The following is a 19,138-nucleotide window of genomic DNA, read 5'->3' as shown; positions in this document are numbered from 1 at the left end:
CGATTATGCGGGATACTTACAAAACCATCAGAGCGACCTTTCATTTTTTGTAATAACGAGCAGCCACAAAAATATGCATGATAAATCATACAGATATAACAGATACCTTAGTTAATCACCCCGTGAATATGTCACCATTCAATGTAACAGCACTCTATAAGCACTTTATCAGTTATCGCTCACTCTTTACCTGATAACCACGCCGCGAACCTTCACTTCTGAGCTCTGTTATCCAATACCTTTTCTCTATCAGCTTTTTCCGGGATATCAGTACGTTAGTTTCACCTAAATAAACTATAGGCAGCAATATAAGCTATAGACAGTAACATAAGCTATAGAGAGGATGCAGGGTCGATATTTATAAGATAAATATAAGCTATAGTCAGTATTAATACTGACGCTCAAACCTGATAAATTTCCCATTACTGATTGATTTAAATGATTTTTATTGCTTATCGCATATAAAGCAGTACTGCTTAACTCGTCGATGCAAACACAATTGAGAAGAGCAGACTATGCATAACGTAGTTTAAAAGACATCAACAGCAATACAGGCCAGTACCACTGATGATGTAAGAAAGTGAAGAATAAAATATAAATTTCAATAAGTTATATGAGACATAAAGATGCCAGTTTTGTGAATCTGAGAAACACTATCCCATTGAATATAAGCTATAGTGAGCATCCATGAGTATGTTACTGACTACAGCTTATGTTTTACGGAGATTCAGAAGTGCTTCCAAATCTTTGAGATCAATTCCCAGCTTTTCAAGTAGCTTAACTTTTTCAATCAGCGAAGAGTCAACCGAATCATTTATATGCTCAGGTTGCTCATAAGCATCGCTATCCGAGCGGGGCGCTTTTAACTTAGGCCGACGGTAATGCACGTTAAAATACACGCTACGCCCACGTTGCAGCTCCGTGTAATCGAGGTATCCAATCTCTTTCAACTGCTCCATAGCTCTGCGAACCGTCTGATTTTGCGAAAAAACAGGCGATTTCAGATTTAGTCGGGCGCGCAAACGCGCTATTGAGATAGGCGCAGGATTTTTGGGCAGGCTTTCGATATAGGTGTAAAGCGCCTGTGCAGACTCCCGTCTCTTCAGCGCGTTTATCGCTTTCAGTTGCAAAAGTACTTTCCGATCAAACTGATAAAGTTCAAATAACCGGGGATCAGCCTGAAGTATGACAATATCTTTAGCGGTGTCGTAGTACGCGGATTGAACCAGATGAGTCGTATACTCTTTAGTCTGGCTGGTAAAAGAAATGACGGTCCCGGCAATTCGTTTTAATGAAGGGCTGATGCGTTCACGAAGCTTTTTAGAGGATCTGCTTGAGGGGATCCCGCAAAGCTTTACAAATTCAACAAAAGAGAGTTGAACCTTATCACCTATAACCTTATGTTTTGCAAAGGAATGAATGATTCCAACCCAGGTTTTAAAATCATTATCCATATCCAGTCGCGGACCAATGATTTCCACTTTGTCAAAGCCTTCAGCCTTAGCAAGTGAGAGCCTGGTCAGCTCTTCAGTGGCATCTGTCGTCGAGAGTGTATTTTTTTTACTGTTTTTGAGCGATTTGAGGGTAGGCACAAATACCCCCAGACGCATCAGAGCAACAGGTTGTACTGTGTTATTTGCATTTGGAGTAAGAGAAACGACTTCTCCTGTTCGTTTATCCACCTCGTAAAAAAAGCTTTTAATATCAATATCTTTTTCCAAAATCAGCTCCAAGTTTGGGCACCCAGTCCATATAACCGAGCTAATAGCACAAAAAAATGCGCTATTGATACGCTGTGCATAACCTGTTGATACTATTGTATAACGTTATCTTGCTGTATGTATCTCATTATAAAATAAGGAAAAAATTCATTATATCTATCGCTTCATTTTATAGTGAATGCACACTATAGCTTATATAGATAGCAAACTACAGCCTGGGTTTATCTCACTACAACTTATATATGTGCATACTATAGTTTATATTTTACAAACTATAGCTTATCGATATCGTCTGAAAGGCAGAGTGGGCGCAGGCTACAGCGATCGGGGATCTATTTAGGATCTTAAATGGATCTATTTAGGATCAACTTTTATGATCTAACCGAACAAAACAATTACCCGCAACTCCTTACGACGTGAGTAAACTCTGAACCAGAGGTGACTCCACATAACAGAACAGTATCAACCAACAGGATACCCCGTAACAGCACTTACCCTGATTTCGCAACAGCGCGCAGATGTTGCTGTTACAGCCATGAACTCGGTCCTGACCTATCCACACCACGACAGCAGTTTATGGTTAGGAAAATGAATCATCGTTTTAAAAATCTCCTGACCATGAACAGCAGTGTCAACAATGCAGTAATGATGTGCTGATCTCCTCCCTGAAAACAGTACCAGTCTAAACTGAAGTCTCCGGTCTTTCTTCCTGCTAACAGAGAGGCTTATTACCATGAAAAAGACCCGTTATACCGAAGAACAGATTGCGTTTGCGCTGAAACAGGCCGAAACCGGCACCCGCGTCGGGGAAGTCTGCAGAAAGATGGGTATTTCTGAGGCCACCTTTTACAACTGGAAGAAGAAATTTGCCGGTCTGGGCGTGACGGAACTGCGGCGTCTGCGGCAACTGTAGGATGAAAATCAGCGGCTGAAGAAACTGGTGGCCGATCTGAGTCTGGATAAGGAGATGTTGCAGGAGGTACTGAAACAAAAGTTCTGAGGCCGGCTCAGAAGCGCCAGGCGGTGCATTTCCTGCAGGAAGCATACCGCATCAGTGTCCGCCGGGGATGCGGGTTGCTGATGCAGAGCAGAACAGAACTGTCTACCACTGGCAGAGCCGGCGTGACGATCGGGCGATAACCCTGCGTATCCGGGAGATCGCGGAAACCCGGATACGGTATGGTTGTCCGCGTATTCATATCCAGCTGCGGTGGGAGGGCTGGCTTGTTAACCATAAGAAAACACACCGGATTTACTGTCTGGAAGGTCTCAACCTGCGCAGAAAGCGCCCCCGCAGACATGTCAGTGCAGTACATCGCCAGCAACGTCCGGTCCTGACGCATATCGATCAGTGCTGGAGTATGGATTTCGTGTCGGATAATCTGTTTAACGGACGGCGTTTCCGGGCGCTGACTGTAGTCGATAATTTTAGTCGGGAGTGTCTGGCGATCCATGCCGGAAAGTCGCTGAAAGGCGAGGATGTGGTCGGTGTGATGGAAGGGTTGCGGGTGCTGGGTAAGCGCCTGCCGGTACGTATTCAGACAGATAACGGCAGCGAGTTTATCTCAAAAAGTCTGGATAAATGGGCGTATGAACACGGCGTGACCATGGACTTCTCGCGCCCCGGAAAGCCGACAGATAACCCGTTCATTGAATCATTTAACGGCAGTCTGCGGGATGAATGCCTGAACATTCACTGGTTCCTGTCACTGGAAGATGCGCAGGACAAACTCGACAGCTGGCGCAGGGAATATAATCATGAAAGGACACATTCATCATTAAATGACATGACTCCGGCTGAATTCATCCGAAGTCTCCGGAAAGACGAAGATCTCTGATTTAGCACTGCACTGATTTTGGGCCAGGGTCATTTGGCCGGGTTCTCAAAAAATGCATGGAACTAAAACGGGTCTATTTACAATAAAATGCCGTTTTCGGCGTATTTTTAACCTGAAAACTGTTTTTCAGACGCACTTATCCTGCAGCCTGTGCCAGAAGCTATCGTTTCCGATCAATGTTATGCAGTCTTTCTGCCACTAATTCGGTCGCATGTCTCCCTGCCTGTGCACTGCTGAAGCGCAGCCGGTTACCGCACAGAAGGCATTTCTGCGCCTCCATCTGCAGGGCTTCATACACTTTGGGCAGCAACTCTCCCCGTTTACGGCTGGACAAAAAACCGTAGTAACGTACCATCTTAAAATGCTTCTCCGGGATATGACTGATATAGCGTCCGATCATCTCTTCCTGGGTCAGCGTCTGCTGGCGGTATTGCTGCGTGCGGTGGTCGTAATAATGGTGCACCACGGCACCGCCGCTGTAGTGCCTGAGCTTCGCCGCCTACACAGGTGGTCGCTTCAGGTACCGGCCCAGGTATTTGACGCTTCGCCAGGCCCCCCGGGTTTTCTTTGCGAAGTGCACTTTTCAGTAGCGTCCGTACTGTGCATCCAGATAACGGCGCCACTGTTTCTCATCCCGGATGATGACCATAGCCCGGCAGACTGGCGGGCTTAATCTGTTCATAGTTGTCCCGCAATAACTCAGTGACAGCAGTGCGCCAGATTTCTTCCCCCCTGTCTTTTTTAAAGAATATATCTTTCCAGATGCAGTGCTTCACACAGAGTCCACCGCGGGTGACGGAGACGTGAATGTGCGGATGCTGGTTGAGCTGGCGACCGTAGGTATGCAGGGCGCAGAAGATACCGACCTCAACGGGCCCACCTGAGCATGGCCCGGGTAGCGGCACGGAACAGGGCATTGAGGAGTGGCCAGTTATTGTTGAAAAAGGGCCACAGCAGGTGGGGCATGGTAAAGGTGATATGCTGCCAGTCGCAGTCGGGGAGGATATGGCTCTGCTGCGAACCCACTGCTCTGTGGCTTTGAAGCCGCAGGCGCTATAGGCCTTTGACTTGCAGCTCTGACAGAAAAAGCGGGAATGGGTGCAACCGGGTGACGAACAGCAGAAGCGGCGAACGCCCATCTCAGATGGTCCCGCAGGCGAGCATGCGCTCAACGCAGAGGCGGGTCCAGGGGCTGACGCTGTCGCCATTCGAAGCGAGGTACCTGTTCCAGCCGTCATCGACGGTGAAAAGGAGTTTAGCCGGGCGCGGGATATACATCCGGAGTATTACACACGGGTATCTTGCCGGTGAAGCGAAAATCAACATACTGCCCGCAGTCGCAGTCGGGTTTTTCGGGCCAGTCAGCCCAGTTGTCGGTGGGTTTGTCCCATGGGTCGAAGGAGACCGGCATTATCCCCAGTTCTGTACAGGTCATGAACTGGTCCACGGGCATGCTTTCTGTCATTGCGCTATCGGTACAGTCATATCCGGCCCTCTCTGCATCACCGGGGTGTTGCTCAAAACCGCGGATAACCGTGACCAGAGGCGGATAGCCCAGTGTGTCGAGAAAAAACTGAGGCCATGGTGGACGCAGTGCTGTATGACTTCTTCGGCGCTGTCATAAAAGAACTCATGCGGGCTCTCATGACCGTGCTCAGGCGGAGCGGATATTATGAAGCGTTTGGGGTAGCGTCGGTACGGGATACGCCCGTCAGCAGGAGACCTGCCGGGTTTTCCGGGTTTGTGTTGTTTACGTTTTTTCGGAGATTTGTTGCGCGGCATACAGAGGATATCCTGGGGGAATTAACATACCGCAGAGCATAAAGCTGTGTGCAGGTCATGAACACCACCGGAACGCTCGCCCTGAAAGGGCGCTACGTTCATAAAAAACACCGGAACGCTCCATTAATGTTTCAATCTTTAGTCGTTTTATTTCCATGCCGATATTACATATGCCTCAGTCCTCAGTCGCTTTGTCATAAGCCGTACTGCTAAACAGTAAACATAATTACATGTTTTATTTGAATTAAATATCAACAATCCACTCCGTCTAACTTACAGGAACGATATACTATGTCACAGGTTATTAATACTAATGCTCTCAGCCTTGTAGCACAGAACAACCTCAATAAGTCCCAGTCAACACTGGGTACAGCTATTCAGCGCCTGTCTTCTGGTCTGCGTATTAACAGCGCAAAAGACGATGCTGCTGGTCAGGCTATCAGCAACCGTTTCACCGCCAGCATCTCTGGTCTGACTCAGGCTTCCCGCAACGCTAACGACGGTATCTCTATCGCTCAGACCACTGAAGGTGCGCTGAACGAAGTGAATGATAACCTGCAGAATATCCGTCGTCTGACTGTTCAGGCGCAGAACGGTACTAACTCAGCTTCTGACCGCCAGTCCATTCAGGACGAAATCGATGCCCGTCTGTCTGAAATCAACCGTATCTCCGATCAGACTGAATTTAACGGCGTTAAAGTTCTCAGCCAGGATCAATCTTTGTCTATCCAGGTGGGGTCTAACGATAAAGAAACTATCGATATCGATTTGAATAAAATGGATGCTGGCACCCTCGGCATGACAGATTTTACTGTGTCAGAAAATATCAATGGGTTGCCAATTACTGCAGTGGAAACCGACGGCGGTTGGTGTGGCGCCGAGTTAACTTATGCGGTGGCTAATCTGGAAAATGAAGGTGACCAAAATATTCACGCGCAGGATATTGTACAGGAAAATGGAACGGGTAAGCTTTATGCTCAATGCGACGATGGGAATTTCTATTTACTTGAGGATTACGGTTCCGTGTTTGAGTTTAATACTAAGACCCCAGTTGCAGTGGATCCCAAAAATGTGAGTTCAGTGGTTGGTCAGAAATATAGCGGTTACATCCAAGTTAATGAAAATTCGGTAGCTGCTCTGGGGGGAAAGACATTGAAATCTGACGAAGAGGGAAATTTTTATGTAGACGATGGTAAAGGCCACATCACCAAGGCAGACTACACAGAGAAAAAAGAAGGTAAAGGTCACGATATACATATTGAATGCGAATTCACCGATACCGGTGTTGCGGTTAAGGGCGCTAATACCGTTACGCCTGATGCGCTGAAAACCATCGATGCTGCACTGGCTCAGGTCGATAAACTACGCTCTGCCCTCGGTGCCGCGCAAAACCGTTTCGATTCTGTGATCAGCAATCTGAACAACACTGTTAATAACTTGTCTGAATCTCGTTCACGCATTCTGGACGCTGACTTTGCCTCTGAAGTGTCTGAAATGAGTCGCGCTAACATCCTGCAGTCTGCGGGAACGTCTGTTCTGGCACAGGCTAACCAGGTTCCGCAGAACGTTCTGCAGCTTCTGCGGTAATTGGCATTCTGTCGGCAGAATGATTCTGCCGACAATCCCTATATTTATCCTGTTCTGCAATCCCACTAAATTTGGCGGACATCCGCTTAAAACCTCAAATGTCTTCTGTTCTGGTCAATTTAAACAGGACACTTTTTTCTCAGCCTGTTGTTCATAGCGCACGGGAGACTCTCCCCCGTTGGCCGTATGATTTCGCTCAAGGTTGTAGTGGCGGATATACGGTATGAACCGCCCCGGTTGTAAGCGTCTCAATTAGACCGTCTGTGCAGCAGACCCCGGTTCCGGGAAAATAGTGTCCATCATTTTTAATGGACACTATCGCGTGAAACACCGGACATGGCTCCTTGGTAAAAACAGACTGGTACGTGAAATTATTCTGTCGGGCAACGACCTTCAGGATCTGCTTAACCATTTTCGTGTGGATGAGCTGATGCTCAGGAGAGTGTGGCACGGGATAACCTCCGGCGATGGGGTTCAGAATGACGCTATTCTGCCACACATCGATTTGCAGCCGCCAGGCTGCTTCGTTCTAGCACAGAACAACCTCAATAAGTCCCAGACAACACTGGGTACAGCTATTCAGCGCCTGTCTTCTGGTCTGCGCATTAATAGCGCAAAAGACGATGCTGCTGGCCAGGCTATCAGCAACCGTTTCACCGCCAGCATTTCTGGTCTGACTCAGGCTTCCCGCAATGCTAATGACGGTATCTCCATCGCTCAAACCACTGAAGGTGCGCTGAACGAAGTGAACGATAACCTGCAGAATATCCGCCGTCTGACTGTTCAGGCGCAGAATGGAACTAACTCAGCTTCTGACCGTGAATCCATTCAGGATGAAATTAACGCCCGTCTGTCGGAAATCAACCGCATCTCCGATCAGACTGAATTTAACGGTGTTAAAGTTCTCAGTCGGGATCAATCTTTGTCTATCCAGGTGGGGTCTAACGATAAAGAAACAATCGGTATCGATTTGAATAAAATGGATGCTGACACCCTCGGCATGACAGATTTTACCGTGTCAGAAAATATCGCAGGGTTGCCAATTACCACAGTGATTCCCGATGGTATGTTTTATAACGCCGAGATAACTTATACGGTAGCTGATCTGGACAATCGAGGTGATCAAAACATTCATGCGCAGGATCTCGTACAAGACAAGGCAACGGGCGATCTTTATGCGAAATGCGACGATGGGAATTACTATTCCGCTCAAGTCATTGATAACAGCGTGGTTAGTTTTAAGACTAATACCCCAGTGACAGTGGATCCCAAAAATGTGAGTTCAGTGGTTGGTCAGAAATATAGCGGTGATGTCACCATTAGTGATAATTCAGTGGCAACTCTGGGGGGAAAGACATTGAAAACTGACGACCTGGGAAATTTTTATGTGGACGATGGTAAAGGCCACGTCACCAAGGCTGACTACACACAGAAAAAAGTAATAACTAAAAATGGTATTGTAAGTATTGAAGGCGAATTCACCGACACCGGTGTTGCGGTTAAGGGCGCTAATACCGTTACGCCTGATCCGCTGAAAACCATCGATGCTGCACTGTCTCAGGTCGATAAACTACGCTCTGGTCTCGGTGCCGTGCAAAACCGTTTCGATTCTGTGATTAGCAATCTGAACAACACCGTTAATAACCTGTCTGAGTCTCGTTCACGCATTCTGGACGCTGACTTTGCCTCTGAAGTGTCTGAAATGAGTCGAGCTAACATCCTGCAGTCTGCGGGAACGTCTGTTCTGGCACAGGCTAACCAGGTTCCGCAAAACATTCTGCAACTTCTGCGGTAATTGGCATTCTGTCGGCAGAATGATTCTGCCGACAATCCCTATTTTTATCCTGTTCTGCAATCCCACTAAATTTGGCGGACATCCGCTTGATGGTTAGGATTTTGGAAAAGCGTTTCAAAAATATCATGACCATGAAAACCGCTATCAGAAACGCAGTGATGACGTGAGGTCGGGTGAGTTAGGGTAATAAAATGCTGTTTACGTCGAAGATTTAACCTGAAACCCGTTTTTCAGGCGCACTTATCCTGCTGCCCGGGCCAGAAGCCATCGTTTCCGGTCGATTTTATGCAGCCTTTCTGCCACTAACGCCGTGGCGTGTCTGCCGGTCTCTGCGCCGCTGAAGCGCAGCCGGTTGCCGCACAGAATGCATTTGTAGGGATCGGTATGCAGAAACGCCTTCATCAGCGCGGCGAAGCCCGGCTGCTCCGTTTTTTTCCGCGCCTCCATCTGCAGGGCTTCATACACCTTCGGTAGCCGCTCTCCCCGTTTCCGGTTAGACAAAAAGCCGTAGTAACGTACCATTTTAAAATGCTTCGCCGGCACGTGGCTGATATAGCGACCGATCATCTCCTCCGGGTCAGCTTCTGCTGACGGTACTGCTGCGTCCGGTGATCATAGTCGTTGTGCACCACGGCACTACCGCTGTAGTGCCTGAGCTTTGCCGCCGATACCGGCGGGCGCTTCAGGTAGCGGCCCAGGTATTTGACGCTCCGCCAGGCGCCACGGGTCTTCTTCGCGAAGTGGACCTTCCAGCGGCGCCCGTACTGCGCCTGCAGATAACGCTGCCACTGCTTTCTGTCGTGGATATGCCCCAGTCCCGGCAGGCTGCCGGGGTTAATCAGGTCGTAACTGAGGCGCAGCAGCCGGATGACCGCCCCGCGCCAGATTTCCTCCACGGGCTGCTTCTTAAAGAAGAGGTCGCGCCAGACGCCGTGTTTTATATCGAGGCCGCCGCGGGTGACGGACAGGTGAATGTGCGGATGCTGGTTGAGCTGGCGGCCGTAGGTGTGCAGGGCGCAGAAGATGCCGACCTCCACGCCCTGCCTGCGGGCCCGGCGGAGCATGGCGCGGGTGGCGGCGCGGAACAGGGCGTTGAGGAGAGGCCAGTTGTTGTTAAAAAACGGCCACAGCAGGTGGGGCATGGTAAAGGTGATGTGCTGCCAGTCGCAGTCGGGGAGAATGTGGCTCTGCTGCGTCACCCACTGCTCGGTGGCTTTGAAGCCGCAGGAGCTGCAGGCCTTAGACTTGCAGCTCTGGCAGAAGAAGCGGGAGTGGGTACAGTCTGCCGATGCGCAGCAGTAGCGTCGAACGCCCATGCTGGCGGTGCCGCAGGCGAGCTTGCGCTCAACGCAGAGGCGGGTCCAGGGACTGACGCTGTCTCCGTTCGAAGCGGGGTAACGGAGACAGCCGTCATCGACGGTGAAGAGCAGTTTTGCGGGGCGTGGAATATACATGCCGCAGAGTATAAAACGGTGCTCAGGACATGCAAACCATCGGAACCGCGAAGCGGTGACGCTCGCCCTGAAAGGGCGCTACTGTTCCGTTAGTACTACAACACCGTTATGTGCAATGTTCTCCGTCAGGCAACACAACCCGATGGTATAAAGAGTTCAGGCACGAGAAAACCGCGCCAGAAACAGCCTGGTTAGCTACTGTAAGCATCGTCTGGCAGTAATGGAGAACTTGCTAAAACAGAACGTCATCACATGATTACGTACAGGTGAAGACTAAGTGCACCTGTTGGAGGTAAACGACTTTTGGCCGTGCTGAGGCATCCACTGATGGATATCATCGTGGATGATGGTGTTACTGTCCTGTAATGCTCTGCAAATGACGCAGTGGAGGCAAGCCCGAAACTGACTATATGGTCAGCGGATTATCAGGTGCTGCGGAAGGGACGTAATCTATATAACGGTATGCAAGTGGTAGGTTACTGGACGATGATATTTATGAAATAAATCACTATCTAATGGTGTAAACAACAAGGTAACTCTGTTAATAGCGAGTCCAACAGCATTGAGAAATTATCAGGGTAGATAGTTGTTCTGATAAACGACTAACGCTTATTAAATTAATTATATTTTTATGAGCGGATGTTTACACAGGATTATAACAGTTATTATGAAATACAAATCATATTCTCATCATGACTATATAATTTGTTTTTTTTACAATCAATAGGGTTAATCACCTAAAATTTATAGGGTGATCCAGGGATTCGCCAGAAAAGGAAGAAAACAATGAAGAAAATTAGTGTGGTGGTAGCTGATAAATATCCACTGATGTTAAATGGAATTGTAACATTCTTATCAAAGTATCCATCTCTTTATGATGTATCATCTACCTTCACTGATGCTCTGAGTGCAGCTGAGTATTGTTCACAATATCAACCGGATGTATTGATTCTTGGTGAGTTCTCTGATGGTCTGGAGGGCATTGAACTGATACGCTGGATAGGCTCTATGAGAGTAAAATCAAAATTAATATCATATATGGAAAAAAAACCGTATATAGATGCAAACAAATTCATTGATGCCGGTGCTATGGGAGTTGTCTGGAAGACAAGCCCTCCTGAAAATTTAAACCATGCGATTGAAAATATTTATAATAATACTCATTATTTTGATGATGGTTTACTTCAGACATCGCCCATCACAAGAAAACCCGTCCCTTGTAATTTTCTCACTATGCGTGAAAGACAAATTCTGCAACTTATTGCAGATGGGCAAACAAACAAACATATCGCAAAGATTTTGGACGTCAGTAATAAAACTGTTGAAACACACCGCTTAAATCTGATGAAAAAAATGGATGTGCATAGTGGCATTGAACTGTTAAAAGTAGGTCTGAGAATGGGAGTCTGTACCATATAGTGTAGAAGGGAAGGGTATAGCGCCTGGTAGTCAGAATAAAATTTGCGTGTTTAGGGCGTTTTTAGCTCCATAAGAGTACGAACCCATTCCGGGGAGTGCTGTCAGAACACTGTCACTGTAGTGGTCATATAATAAATATTGACCACTATTTTACGGCAATAGCAATGACGGCTCTCTGATCCTTCACGCGCTAGTCCATCGTTGGAAAAGAGAGAGCCAGCACTATAGTCGTCGTTCACTACATAACCGCTGTTTTACTGTCAGACCTTGTCTTTAGTGGCTTAACCATTTACTGGTCCCCATTTTGTTTTCAGACCTCTGAAGAGCATTTCACGGCGCTTTTCATCCTGCTATTTTCCTGCTGACCGGTGATGCTAAAGGCATAGTACTCCTGACGTTTTCGTCTGAGATGGCGTAGCTATGCTCCAGTCGACGTTTTTCACTTCACTACCTTTCCTGTTTGAATAACCTGATATCAACGAAAAGCAGCAATGTATACAAAAATAAGTATTTGTCTGATAACTCAATTGAAAGGTGGATGACAGCTTTTAAGAATGAAATCTCTCGAAGCCAGTTGAATTTACTGTAAAGTATCATTTCTCAGTACAAGATACTTAATTATAACTTAAACATCATTAGGAATGTTTTTATGTTACGCATGTAACGTGTTGTTTTTATTTAAATAACATTTTATCATGAAATGATTCCTAAGGTCTTTTGATAGCGAGATCATTTGTTTAAAATCTAACTCATGAAATAACTCAACGGCATTTTGCTTTTCTGGAAATAACCCATAGTTATCACCATTCGTAAGAGTTATGACCTTTTATGTAAAATTGAAATCATCCTCACAGCGTTGTGATGCCATATCGACATTTATGGTGACTACCATAAGAGTGGCATGTCTGCATATACAGTATAAATTTTTCTTTTAAAATAATATGTTAGATGGTTTTTTTGCATTTAATAGCAAAAAACATAGGTTTCCCAACGCCAGAATATTATTTTGAAGCAGTCATCTTTAAATATTTATCAGTAAGCCAACCTGATGTGTTTAGTAGAATCAGGTGATAATATAATGTTTTATTTTGTGTCTAAATATTAATAAACGAACTCGATAAGAGTCTGTCTGGAGAAATAACGTAATGAATGCGATTGAACTTTCTGAACAATCACAAGCAATCCATGATTTGAATCTGACTTACCTTTTATTGGCACAACGATTAATTTTGGAGGACAAAATATCTGCCGGGTTCAGACTGGGACTAAATGAAGCGACAATGGAATCTCTGGTAGGTTTATCTCTTCCCCAGTTGATTAAACTGTCATCTACCGGACAATTAATTTGTCGTTTACGTATAGACAGTGAAATGATACTTAATTGTTTAACCAGAGATTCAAGGATTGATGCTCTGCAACGTATTCACACTGGAATTATTCTTTCCACAGAATTACTGGATTCCTTGTCCGAACAGAAAAACATTGCCATTTGAGGGTACGATTATGAGTGATAAAAGCATTATTAATGAAGTTAAGGATGCTCAAATTGCAATGGAACTGATTAATCTTGGCGCCAGAATGCAGGTTCTTGAAAGTGAAACTAACCTTAGTCGTCGGTGGTTATTAAGACTTTACAAGGAAATTAAAGGGTGTTCACCTGCAAAAGGTATGCTGCCATTTTCTGCTGACTGGTATATGTCATGGGAACAGAACATTCATTCTTCGATTTTCTATAACATCTATCGCTTTTTGCAAAAGAAAAACTTTGGCCGTCCAGTCGAAGTCATGCTCAAAGCTTACCGACTGTATCTGGACCAGATCCAGAAGGAATCCGGTGAAAAGTCTATCCTGAGCTTAACCAGAGCCTGGACGCTGTTACGCTTTATTGACTGCGGAATGGTTGAATTGACGCGTTGTTGCGGTTGCGGTGGCAGTTTTGTCACAACACCAGGATACAGTTTACACACCTTTACCTGTAGCCTTTGTTTTCCACCTTCTCGCGCAAGCAAGAAAATAAAAGAACAATCACTTGAACATGTAAACAATGAGATTTAATGAAAACTAATACGCATATCTTCCTGCCATCTGTGGATTTTAAATGCACAGAATGGCAGGGATGGTGGCGATTATAAAGGCGCGGAGTGACGGATGTTTTCTGGCTGCTATCATCGCCAGATTCATACAGAAATCCGGTAACTATTTCCAACATGATGATAAGAATGATCGCCGTCTTCTCCATAAAGTGATGGCATACTTCCAGTTTGTACTATTAATTTTCTCAGCGTGGTTACTCTTTCCATATGGATTTCGAGTAATTGATTGCTCTTTTGATTCAAATCACTTGCACGACGTAGCACCAACGTAATTCCTTCCCAACGAGTGGCAAGTCTGGCATTATTTTTATAAGGAATATAAAGCTGTGCATTTTTTTCTGCATGCTTACGTTCTTCATCATAAAAATTAATTGCAGCCAACAAACGACTTTTATTGTCAGAGATAACCTGAAGCGAGACTGGATTTATTCTCGCGCGGCTGAGCTGGGAAACTTCTTCCAACAAGGTCCCCTCCAGCTCATCAAGAAGTGTTTGTAATTTAATAAGGTTTTTTTCTAACTGATCTTTCACTTTGTTGCTCCTGGTTTATGAAAATCGAATAATCTCATCAACCAACCGGGCGGCGATATGATCACTGTCCAGGGTTAATTCTCCGGCTGCTATTTGCGCAGAGATTTTGGCGAGGCGGGCGTGGTCTACATCGTTGGAATCATCTGAAGTAAACATGTCAGACAGATGACTTAATTCAACATGCACACTGGCATCTTGATCGTCGGATCGCAGTGATCCATCCTGCGGTTGAGGCTGACGTGAATCCGTTGATTGTCGGATATCAGCTCCCTGTACAGGAGAGGTCTGGCAAATACGCTCGATACTCATAGTTATCCTGATTCGAAATAATAATGAATGGTTACTATGGATATCGGCGTACAGGGAAATAACTGAAGTCAGTCGTTCTGGCTGATAAATGCCTTACCGTTACCTACGGCTGTCGCCAGCAGGGTTTGCCCGGAGTGCATTTGTACACGAAATGACTCTCTGAGGGTTGCATTGTCTAATGCTTTTCCGATGGTATGAATCTCATAATCATCGCCTTTGGTCATAACATCAACTTTTTCACCTGTGTGGATCACCCATTGCTGGCGTAGTTCGCTGAAAGTCAGAGGATGATTTGGTTGTATCCATCGGGTTGGTGTCGCACCAATAATCTTCTGTGGGTCGAGGATGAGATCGGCTGGAAGATGGTCAATATTCCCTCGCTGTGACTGGATATCATTCTGACTTACCGTTTGCCCTGGCGTGAGTTCATGTGCTGCCAGCCAGTATGTCGCGGTGGCGCTTACAGAAACCTGGATAAATTTCAGATGTGTTCCACAAGAGGCAATAACGCTGTGATTACCGCTTAGTTTTGTTGCATGGCCAGGCAAACGCAATGCCGGATTCTCACACAATGATGCCAGCTGAGTGGCAGGCGTCAGGATCGTAACCTGTAATTGTGGCATTCCCTGACTATAGGGGGCCAGCAGCAATGCGATACGTGACGGCAGCGACTGATTGGTTGACTGTGAGGCATGAGCCAGAATTGTCAGATTAAGATAAACGATCAGGAAAAGTAATAAAACCAAGGGTAAACGTTTAAATAACATTTGTTATCGACCTTTCGTCAGAAAAGCTTTCGACTTAAGAAATGCACAATAATATATCCTGATAAACAAAATTTTTACTCGCTAATGTGATGGCATAAAAGCGCTTGTTTGCCGGATAGATATTTCAAAATATATCAAAGTGTTTTTTGTATGCGATTTTGAGGAACAATCTGGTTAATTGACGTCATTGCTGTCGCATATTTGCGTTATGGTTTTTTCGACCTCTCACCATAAAATGCACCGCAATATTGTTAATAAACAAGAAAGGTTTTATCTCATGCTGGATAAACTCGACAGTGAATTCCGGTTTCAGCAGCATGCGTTGAGTCTGCTGACGCAACGCCAGGGCATCCTTGCTTCTAATATCGCGAATGCTGATACACCAGGATATCTCGCACGGGATATCGATTTTTCGCAACAGTTAAAGGACGCCGTTAACCGCAGTCAGGCGGCTGACAATAATATGAGTCTGACGGTCACCTCTGAAAGACATATTGCTGACAGTACGCATTTAATGAGTGATCCGCGACCTCTTTATCGTATACCCGATCAACCCAGCGCTGATGGTAATACCGTAGATATGGATCGCGAGCGTGTTAATTTTGCAGATAACTCAGTGAAATATCAGTCCAGTTTAACGTTTCTGACATCACAGATTAAAAACATGATGACTGTTGTTAGTCAGGGATAAATAAAATTATGTCACTTCTAAGTATTTTTGATATTTCCGGTTCAGCGATGGCTGCTCAGTCTCAGCGTCTGAACGTCAGCGCCAGTAATATGGCCAATGCCGACAGTATCGCGGGGCCGGACGGTAAACCGTATAAAGCCAAACAGGTCATTTTTAGCGTTGATCATGCTGCGGATCAGGAGATCGGCGGAGTGAAAGTCAGTGATGTGGTGGAAAGCGATGCGCCGGATCGTCTGGTCTATGACCCTGACAACCCTCAGTCAGATAACAAAGGCTATCTCCATATGCCGAATGTCGATGTGGTGGGCGAAATGGTTAATACCATCTCAGCTTCCCGCAGTTATCAGGCCAATGTCGACGTAATGAACACCGCCAAAACCATGATGCTCAAAACACTGACTTTGGGTCAGTAAGGAAATAGTAATGTCGGTTTTACCCGTCATGACACAACGCAGTTCTGCCGCAGCAAATAAAGCCAGTGAAGCAGCAACCAGTAATAGCGCGGCCTCCGCCACCAATGGCAGCAGCGCCGAAGATATTATGAATAACTTTATGCAGTTGCTGGTTGCGCAAATGCAGAATCAGGACCCCACCAATCCGATGGATAACAACCAGCTTACGACTCAGCTGGCGCAGTTTAATACGGCGGCGGGTGTGCAGCAGTTGAACGGCACAGTGAATAGCGTCGGAATGCTGGTTACCAGTATGCAGCAGATGAATGCTGCCGAATGGGTAGGGCGCCAGGTATTGGTAGAAGGTGATACCACTGTTTCTACCGCACAGGGTGGCAATAATCAGTTTGCGCTCTCGGTCAATCAGGATGCAAGCGACGTCACTGTCACGCTGACTGATGATGCAGGAAATGCTTACACCGGAAAATTGAAAGATGTTAAAGCCGGCGTGCATGAATATACCCTGGACGATCTCAGTGATTTCGAGCCTTCCGATCCGCGCACAGTAAGCGATACGAATTTTACCGTTTCGTATTCCGCGACCAACCCGGACGGCAGTACTCCTGACATCGTGTCGCTGAAAAAATCAAAAGTAGACAGTGTTTCTTTCACCCAGACAGGGGCTGTTCTGCAGTTAGGTAATGATGAGACGGCCACGCTGGCCAATGTCTACCTCATTGAATAATCAATTTCACACAACTTTTACTACGTTGTTTTTCGGGAAATAAAATGAGTTTTTCACAAGGTCTTAGCGGGTTAAACGCCGCATCACAGGCGCTGGACGTCGTCGGCAACAATATTGCCAACTCGCAAACTGTCGGGTTTAAGTCCGGCTCTATTTCATTTGCCGATGTGTTTGCAGGTTCGCAAATCGGTATGGGCGTTCAGGTCGCTGGCGTTGATCAGAATTTCAGCGATGGTGTTCTTGGCGCTGGCGCCAGCCCGCTGGATATGGGTATTCAGGGCAATGGCTTCTTCCGTATGGAAACCGAAGCGGGAAAAATATTTTATAGCCGTAACGGTCAGTTTAAGACCGATGCCAATGGCTATATCGTGAACAGCCAGGGGATGCGTCTGAGCGGTTATATGGCCATTGGCACACCGCCAACTATCCAGGCCGGTTCACCGGTTGGAGCTCTGCAGATCCCAACGGGCGCGATGCAGGCAAAAGCATCAGATGCAGGTAGCCTGAGCGGTAACCTGGATTCTGGTAATGATATTGTTAAGGTAACTCCTTTTGATCCTGCCAAAGGCGATTCCTATAACTATTCCACTCAGGTGAATGCTTATGACAGCCTGGGTAATGAGCATGCCATTAATGTTTATTTTGTCAAAACGGCAGATAACACATGGTCAGTCTACTCTGTCGACTCTACTGCTCCGGACAATAAAGAGCATAAATTGGCTATAGAATTTGAACCTGACGGAAAGCTCAAAGCGGGCAGCGCTAAACTACTGCCCGTCGCGGGTGCTTCATACCACGGTGCCACAGAACTTAGCTTCAATCTCGATTTATCCAAACTGTCGCAACAAGCCTCCGAGAACTCGATGGATAGCCCGGAAACTACTGGGTATGCGCCGGGTACGATGACCGGCTATGTTGTTGGCGATAACGGCCAGATTGTTGCTTCTTACAGCAACGGGCAGCAGCAGTTACTGGGCCAGGTTGTTCTGGCGAATTTCACCAACCCTGGTGGGTTACAGGCCGAAGGAAATAACTGCTGGTCTGCGAGCCCGGAATCCGGTCAGCCTGTCGTTGGGATCTCCGATACCGGCAACCTCGGCACGCTGCGCGGTAACGTACTGGAAGCTTCAAACGTGGATTTGAGTAAAGAGATGGTCAACATGATCGTCTATCAACGCAACTATCAGTCCAACTCTCAGACCATCAAAACACAGTCTGAAGTCCTGCAAACGCTGGTTAACCTGGGTTAATGGCTTAAAACATGGATCACGCGATATATACCGCTATGGGGGCCGCAACGGCGGCCCTCGATCGCCAGACCGTGGTGTCTGATAACCTGGCTAATGCCTCGACGCCGGGGTTTCGCGCACAGATTGCCGCTTATCGTGCCGTTCCGGTAGACGGCCCGTCAATGGCGACCCGCACGCTGGTGACCGAATCGACTCCTGGTAGTGACTACTCCTCGGGAACAGTCGAAAAAACAGACCGCACGCTGGATGTGGCGCTGCCGAAAGAAGGATGGCTGGCAGTACAACTGCCCGATGGCACCGAAGGTTACACCAAAAACGGCAATATTCAGATGACGGCGGACGGGCAACTGCAAGTCCGAGGTCTGCCACTGATGGGCGATGGCGGTCCGCTGACCGTACCTACCCAGGCAAAGTTAACTATCGCGCCAGACGGCACCATTTCTGCGTTGGGTGCCGGTGAAGAACCGTCAGCCGTAGCGCAAACAGGGCGCATCAAGATTGTCAATGCGCTACCAGGCGAACTACAGCATGGCGATGACGGTGTATTCCATACCCGTGATGCCAGTTCGCTGGCGGCGGATACGAGTCTGCAGCTTATGCCGGGAATGCTGGAAGGCAGCAATGTCAGCCCCGTCAATTCAATGGTGAACATGATCACCACCGCACGCAGCTTTGAAATGAACATGAAGGTCATCACAACCGTTGATGACAATGAACGTAACGCTAATCAGTTATTGAGCGCCAGCTAATCACTGGTAAGGAGT

General features: G+C 46.8%; 17 protein-coding genes and 3 pseudogenes. 11 read left to right on the top strand and 9 right to left on the bottom strand.

Features of this window, described 5'->3' with window-relative positions; translation table 11 throughout:
* Positions 1-710: 710 nt before the first annotated feature.
* Positions 711-1,682: a RepB family plasmid replication initiator protein gene (locus FEK47_RS23735; protein ID WP_130224619.1), complete on the bottom strand. Its 972-nt coding sequence runs from the start codon at positions 1,680-1,682 to the stop codon at positions 711-713.
* A 772-nt stretch (positions 1,683-2,454) separates the two neighbouring features.
* Here FEK47_RS23735 and FEK47_RS23730 point away from each other — a divergent pair.
* Positions 2,455-3,556 (top strand): annotated as a pseudogene (locus FEK47_RS23730) (transposase); the annotation flags it as partial.
* Positions 3,557-3,719: 163 nt separating this feature from the next.
* Here the strand turns inward: FEK47_RS23730 and FEK47_RS25580 are convergent.
* The 4 genes and pseudogenes from FEK47_RS25580 to FEK47_RS25565 all read right to left on the bottom strand — a co-directional run bounded on the left by FEK47_RS25580 (position 3,720) and on the right by FEK47_RS25565 (position 5,024).
* Positions 3,720-4,025: a transposase gene (locus tag FEK47_RS25580; RefSeq protein ID WP_240726352.1), complete on the bottom strand. Its 306-nt coding sequence runs from the start codon at positions 4,023-4,025 to the stop codon at positions 3,720-3,722.
* Positions 4,026-4,188: 163 nt separating this feature from the next.
* Positions 4,189-4,476, bottom strand: a complete 288-nt coding sequence (locus tag FEK47_RS25575) for a transposase (RefSeq protein WP_240727897.1) — start codon at positions 4,474-4,476, stop codon at positions 4,189-4,191.
* A 153-nt stretch (positions 4,477-4,629) separates the two neighbouring features.
* Positions 4,630-4,698, bottom strand: a pseudogene (locus tag FEK47_RS25570) (hypothetical protein); the annotation flags it as partial.
* Between the two features lie 116 nt (positions 4,699-4,814).
* Complete coding sequence (locus tag FEK47_RS25565) at positions 4,815-5,024, bottom strand: hypothetical protein (protein ID WP_240726354.1); 210 nt, start codon at positions 5,022-5,024, stop codon at positions 4,815-4,817.
* Between the two features lie 608 nt (positions 5,025-5,632).
* Here FEK47_RS25565 and FEK47_RS23715 point away from each other — a divergent pair.
* Entirely contained in the window at positions 5,633-6,928 is a 1,296-nt protein-coding gene (locus FEK47_RS23715; RefSeq protein WP_138183404.1) for a FliC/FljB family flagellin, read from the top strand.
* 292 nt (positions 6,929-7,220) lie between these two features.
* Positions 7,221-8,723 carry a FliC/FljB family flagellin gene (locus FEK47_RS23705; protein WP_276606028.1) on the top strand — a complete coding sequence of 501 codons (1,503 nt, stop codon included), beginning with the start codon at positions 7,221-7,223 and terminating at the stop codon, positions 8,721-8,723.
* 240 nt (positions 8,724-8,963) lie between these two features.
* On the opposite strand, the pseudogene FEK47_RS23700 reads toward FEK47_RS23705, so the two are convergent.
* A pseudogene (locus tag FEK47_RS23700) lies at positions 8,964-10,177 on the bottom strand (IS91 family transposase).
* Positions 10,178-10,963: 786 nt separating this feature from the next.
* On the opposite strand from FEK47_RS23700, the gene FEK47_RS23695 reads away from it, so the two are divergent.
* The 3 genes from FEK47_RS23695 (at position 10,964) to flhC (ending at position 13,651) form a co-directional block, all read left to right on the top strand.
* Positions 10,964-11,596: a response regulator transcription factor gene (locus tag FEK47_RS23695; RefSeq protein ID WP_135487820.1), complete on the top strand. Its 633-nt coding sequence runs from the start codon at positions 10,964-10,966 to the stop codon at positions 11,594-11,596.
* A gap of 1,145 nt (positions 11,597-12,741) precedes the next feature.
* Positions 12,742-13,089, top strand: a complete 348-nt coding sequence (gene flhD, locus FEK47_RS23690; protein WP_130209555.1) for a flagellar transcriptional regulator FlhD — start codon at positions 12,742-12,744, stop codon at positions 13,087-13,089.
* A 10-nt stretch (positions 13,090-13,099) separates the two neighbouring features.
* The gene (gene flhC / locus FEK47_RS23685) at positions 13,100-13,651 is read left to right on the top strand and encodes a flagellar transcriptional regulator FlhC (protein WP_135487821.1); all 552 of its coding nucleotides are present in this window, start codon (positions 13,100-13,102) and stop codon (positions 13,649-13,651) included.
* A 122-nt stretch (positions 13,652-13,773) separates the two neighbouring features.
* On the opposite strand, the gene flgN is transcribed toward flhC, so the two are convergent.
* The 3 genes from flgN to flgA all read right to left on the bottom strand — a co-directional run bounded on the left by flgN (position 13,774) and on the right by flgA (position 15,296).
* Entirely contained in the window at positions 13,774-14,220 is a 447-nt protein-coding gene (gene flgN, locus FEK47_RS23680; protein WP_130224462.1) for a flagellar export chaperone FlgN, read from the bottom strand.
* A gap of 15 nt (positions 14,221-14,235) precedes the next feature.
* Positions 14,236-14,529: a flagellar biosynthesis anti-sigma factor FlgM gene (gene flgM, locus FEK47_RS23675; protein WP_130224460.1), complete on the bottom strand. Its 294-nt coding sequence runs from the start codon at positions 14,527-14,529 to the stop codon at positions 14,236-14,238.
* 68 nt (positions 14,530-14,597) lie between these two features.
* Positions 14,598-15,296: a flagellar basal body P-ring formation chaperone FlgA gene (flgA, locus tag FEK47_RS23670; RefSeq protein WP_135487822.1), complete on the bottom strand. Its 699-nt coding sequence runs from the start codon at positions 15,294-15,296 to the stop codon at positions 14,598-14,600.
* A gap of 277 nt (positions 15,297-15,573) precedes the next feature.
* Between flgA and flgB the strand changes: the two genes are divergently transcribed.
* Genes flgB through FEK47_RS23645 form a run of 5 tightly spaced genes read left to right on the top strand, consistent with a single transcriptional unit; the run spans position 15,574 to position 19,123 of the window.
* On the top strand, positions 15,574-15,987 hold the full coding sequence (gene flgB / locus FEK47_RS23665; RefSeq protein WP_135487842.1) for a flagellar basal body rod protein FlgB: 414 nt from the start codon (positions 15,574-15,576) through the stop codon (positions 15,985-15,987).
* An 8-nt stretch (positions 15,988-15,995) separates the two neighbouring features.
* Positions 15,996-16,400 carry a flagellar basal body rod protein FlgC gene (gene flgC, locus FEK47_RS23660; RefSeq protein ID WP_130209545.1) on the top strand — a complete coding sequence of 135 codons (405 nt, stop codon included), beginning with the start codon at positions 15,996-15,998 and terminating at the stop codon, positions 16,398-16,400.
* A gap of 10 nt (positions 16,401-16,410) precedes the next feature.
* Positions 16,411-17,124, top strand: coding sequence for a flagellar hook capping FlgD N-terminal domain-containing protein (locus tag FEK47_RS23655; protein ID WP_135487823.1), 714 nt, complete (start codon positions 16,411-16,413; stop codon positions 17,122-17,124).
* Positions 17,125-17,168: 44 nt separating this feature from the next.
* On the top strand, positions 17,169-18,374 hold the full coding sequence (gene flgE / locus FEK47_RS23650) for a flagellar hook protein FlgE (RefSeq protein WP_135487824.1): 1,206 nt from the start codon (positions 17,169-17,171) through the stop codon (positions 18,372-18,374).
* Positions 18,375-18,385: 11 nt separating this feature from the next.
* On the top strand, positions 18,386-19,123 hold the full coding sequence (locus FEK47_RS23645; RefSeq protein ID WP_135487825.1) for a flagellar basal body rod protein FlgF: 738 nt from the start codon (positions 18,386-18,388) through the stop codon (positions 19,121-19,123).
* Positions 19,124-19,138: the final 15 nt, after the last annotated feature.

This window comes from Escherichia sp. E3659 (assembly GCF_005781135.1).
GTDB lineage: Bacteria > Pseudomonadota > Gammaproteobacteria > Enterobacterales > Enterobacteriaceae > Escherichia.
This window is presented reverse-complemented; position numbering and strand designations above follow the sequence as displayed.

What these genes read in the sequence shown, in the direction of transcription:
- flgA (WP_135487822.1), bottom strand. Translation starts at nt 15,296, where the DNA reads ATGTTATTTAAACGTTTACCCTTGGTTTTATTACTTTTCCTGATCGTT.
- FEK47_RS23715 (WP_138183404.1), top strand. Translation starts at nt 5,633, where the DNA reads ATGTCACAGGTTATTAATACTAATGCTCTCAGCCTTGTAGCACAGAAC.
- FEK47_RS23695 (WP_135487820.1), top strand. Translation starts at nt 10,964, where the DNA reads ATGAAGAAAATTAGTGTGGTGGTAGCTGATAAATATCCACTGATGTTA.
- FEK47_RS25575 (WP_240727897.1), bottom strand. Translation starts at nt 4,476, where the DNA reads ATGCCCTGTTCCGTGCCGCTACCCGGGCCATGCTCAGGTGGGCCCGTT.
- flhD (WP_130209555.1), top strand. Translation starts at nt 12,742, where the DNA reads ATGAATGCGATTGAACTTTCTGAACAATCACAAGCAATCCATGATTTG.
- flgC (WP_130209545.1), top strand. Translation starts at nt 15,996, where the DNA reads ATGTCACTTCTAAGTATTTTTGATATTTCCGGTTCAGCGATGGCTGCT.
- flhC (WP_135487821.1), top strand. Translation starts at nt 13,100, where the DNA reads ATGAGTGATAAAAGCATTATTAATGAAGTTAAGGATGCTCAAATTGCA.
- flgM (WP_130224460.1), bottom strand. Translation starts at nt 14,529, where the DNA reads ATGAGTATCGAGCGTATTTGCCAGACCTCTCCTGTACAGGGAGCTGAT.
- flgB (WP_135487842.1), top strand. Translation starts at nt 15,574, where the DNA reads ATGCTGGATAAACTCGACAGTGAATTCCGGTTTCAGCAGCATGCGTTG.
- FEK47_RS25565 (WP_240726354.1), bottom strand. Translation starts at nt 5,024, where the DNA reads ATGACAGAAAGCATGCCCGTGGACCAGTTCATGACCTGTACAGAACTG.
- FEK47_RS23645 (WP_135487825.1), top strand. Translation starts at nt 18,386, where the DNA reads ATGGATCACGCGATATATACCGCTATGGGGGCCGCAACGGCGGCCCTC.
- FEK47_RS23655 (WP_135487823.1), top strand. Translation starts at nt 16,411, where the DNA reads ATGTCGGTTTTACCCGTCATGACACAACGCAGTTCTGCCGCAGCAAAT.
- flgE (WP_135487824.1), top strand. Translation starts at nt 17,169, where the DNA reads ATGAGTTTTTCACAAGGTCTTAGCGGGTTAAACGCCGCATCACAGGCG.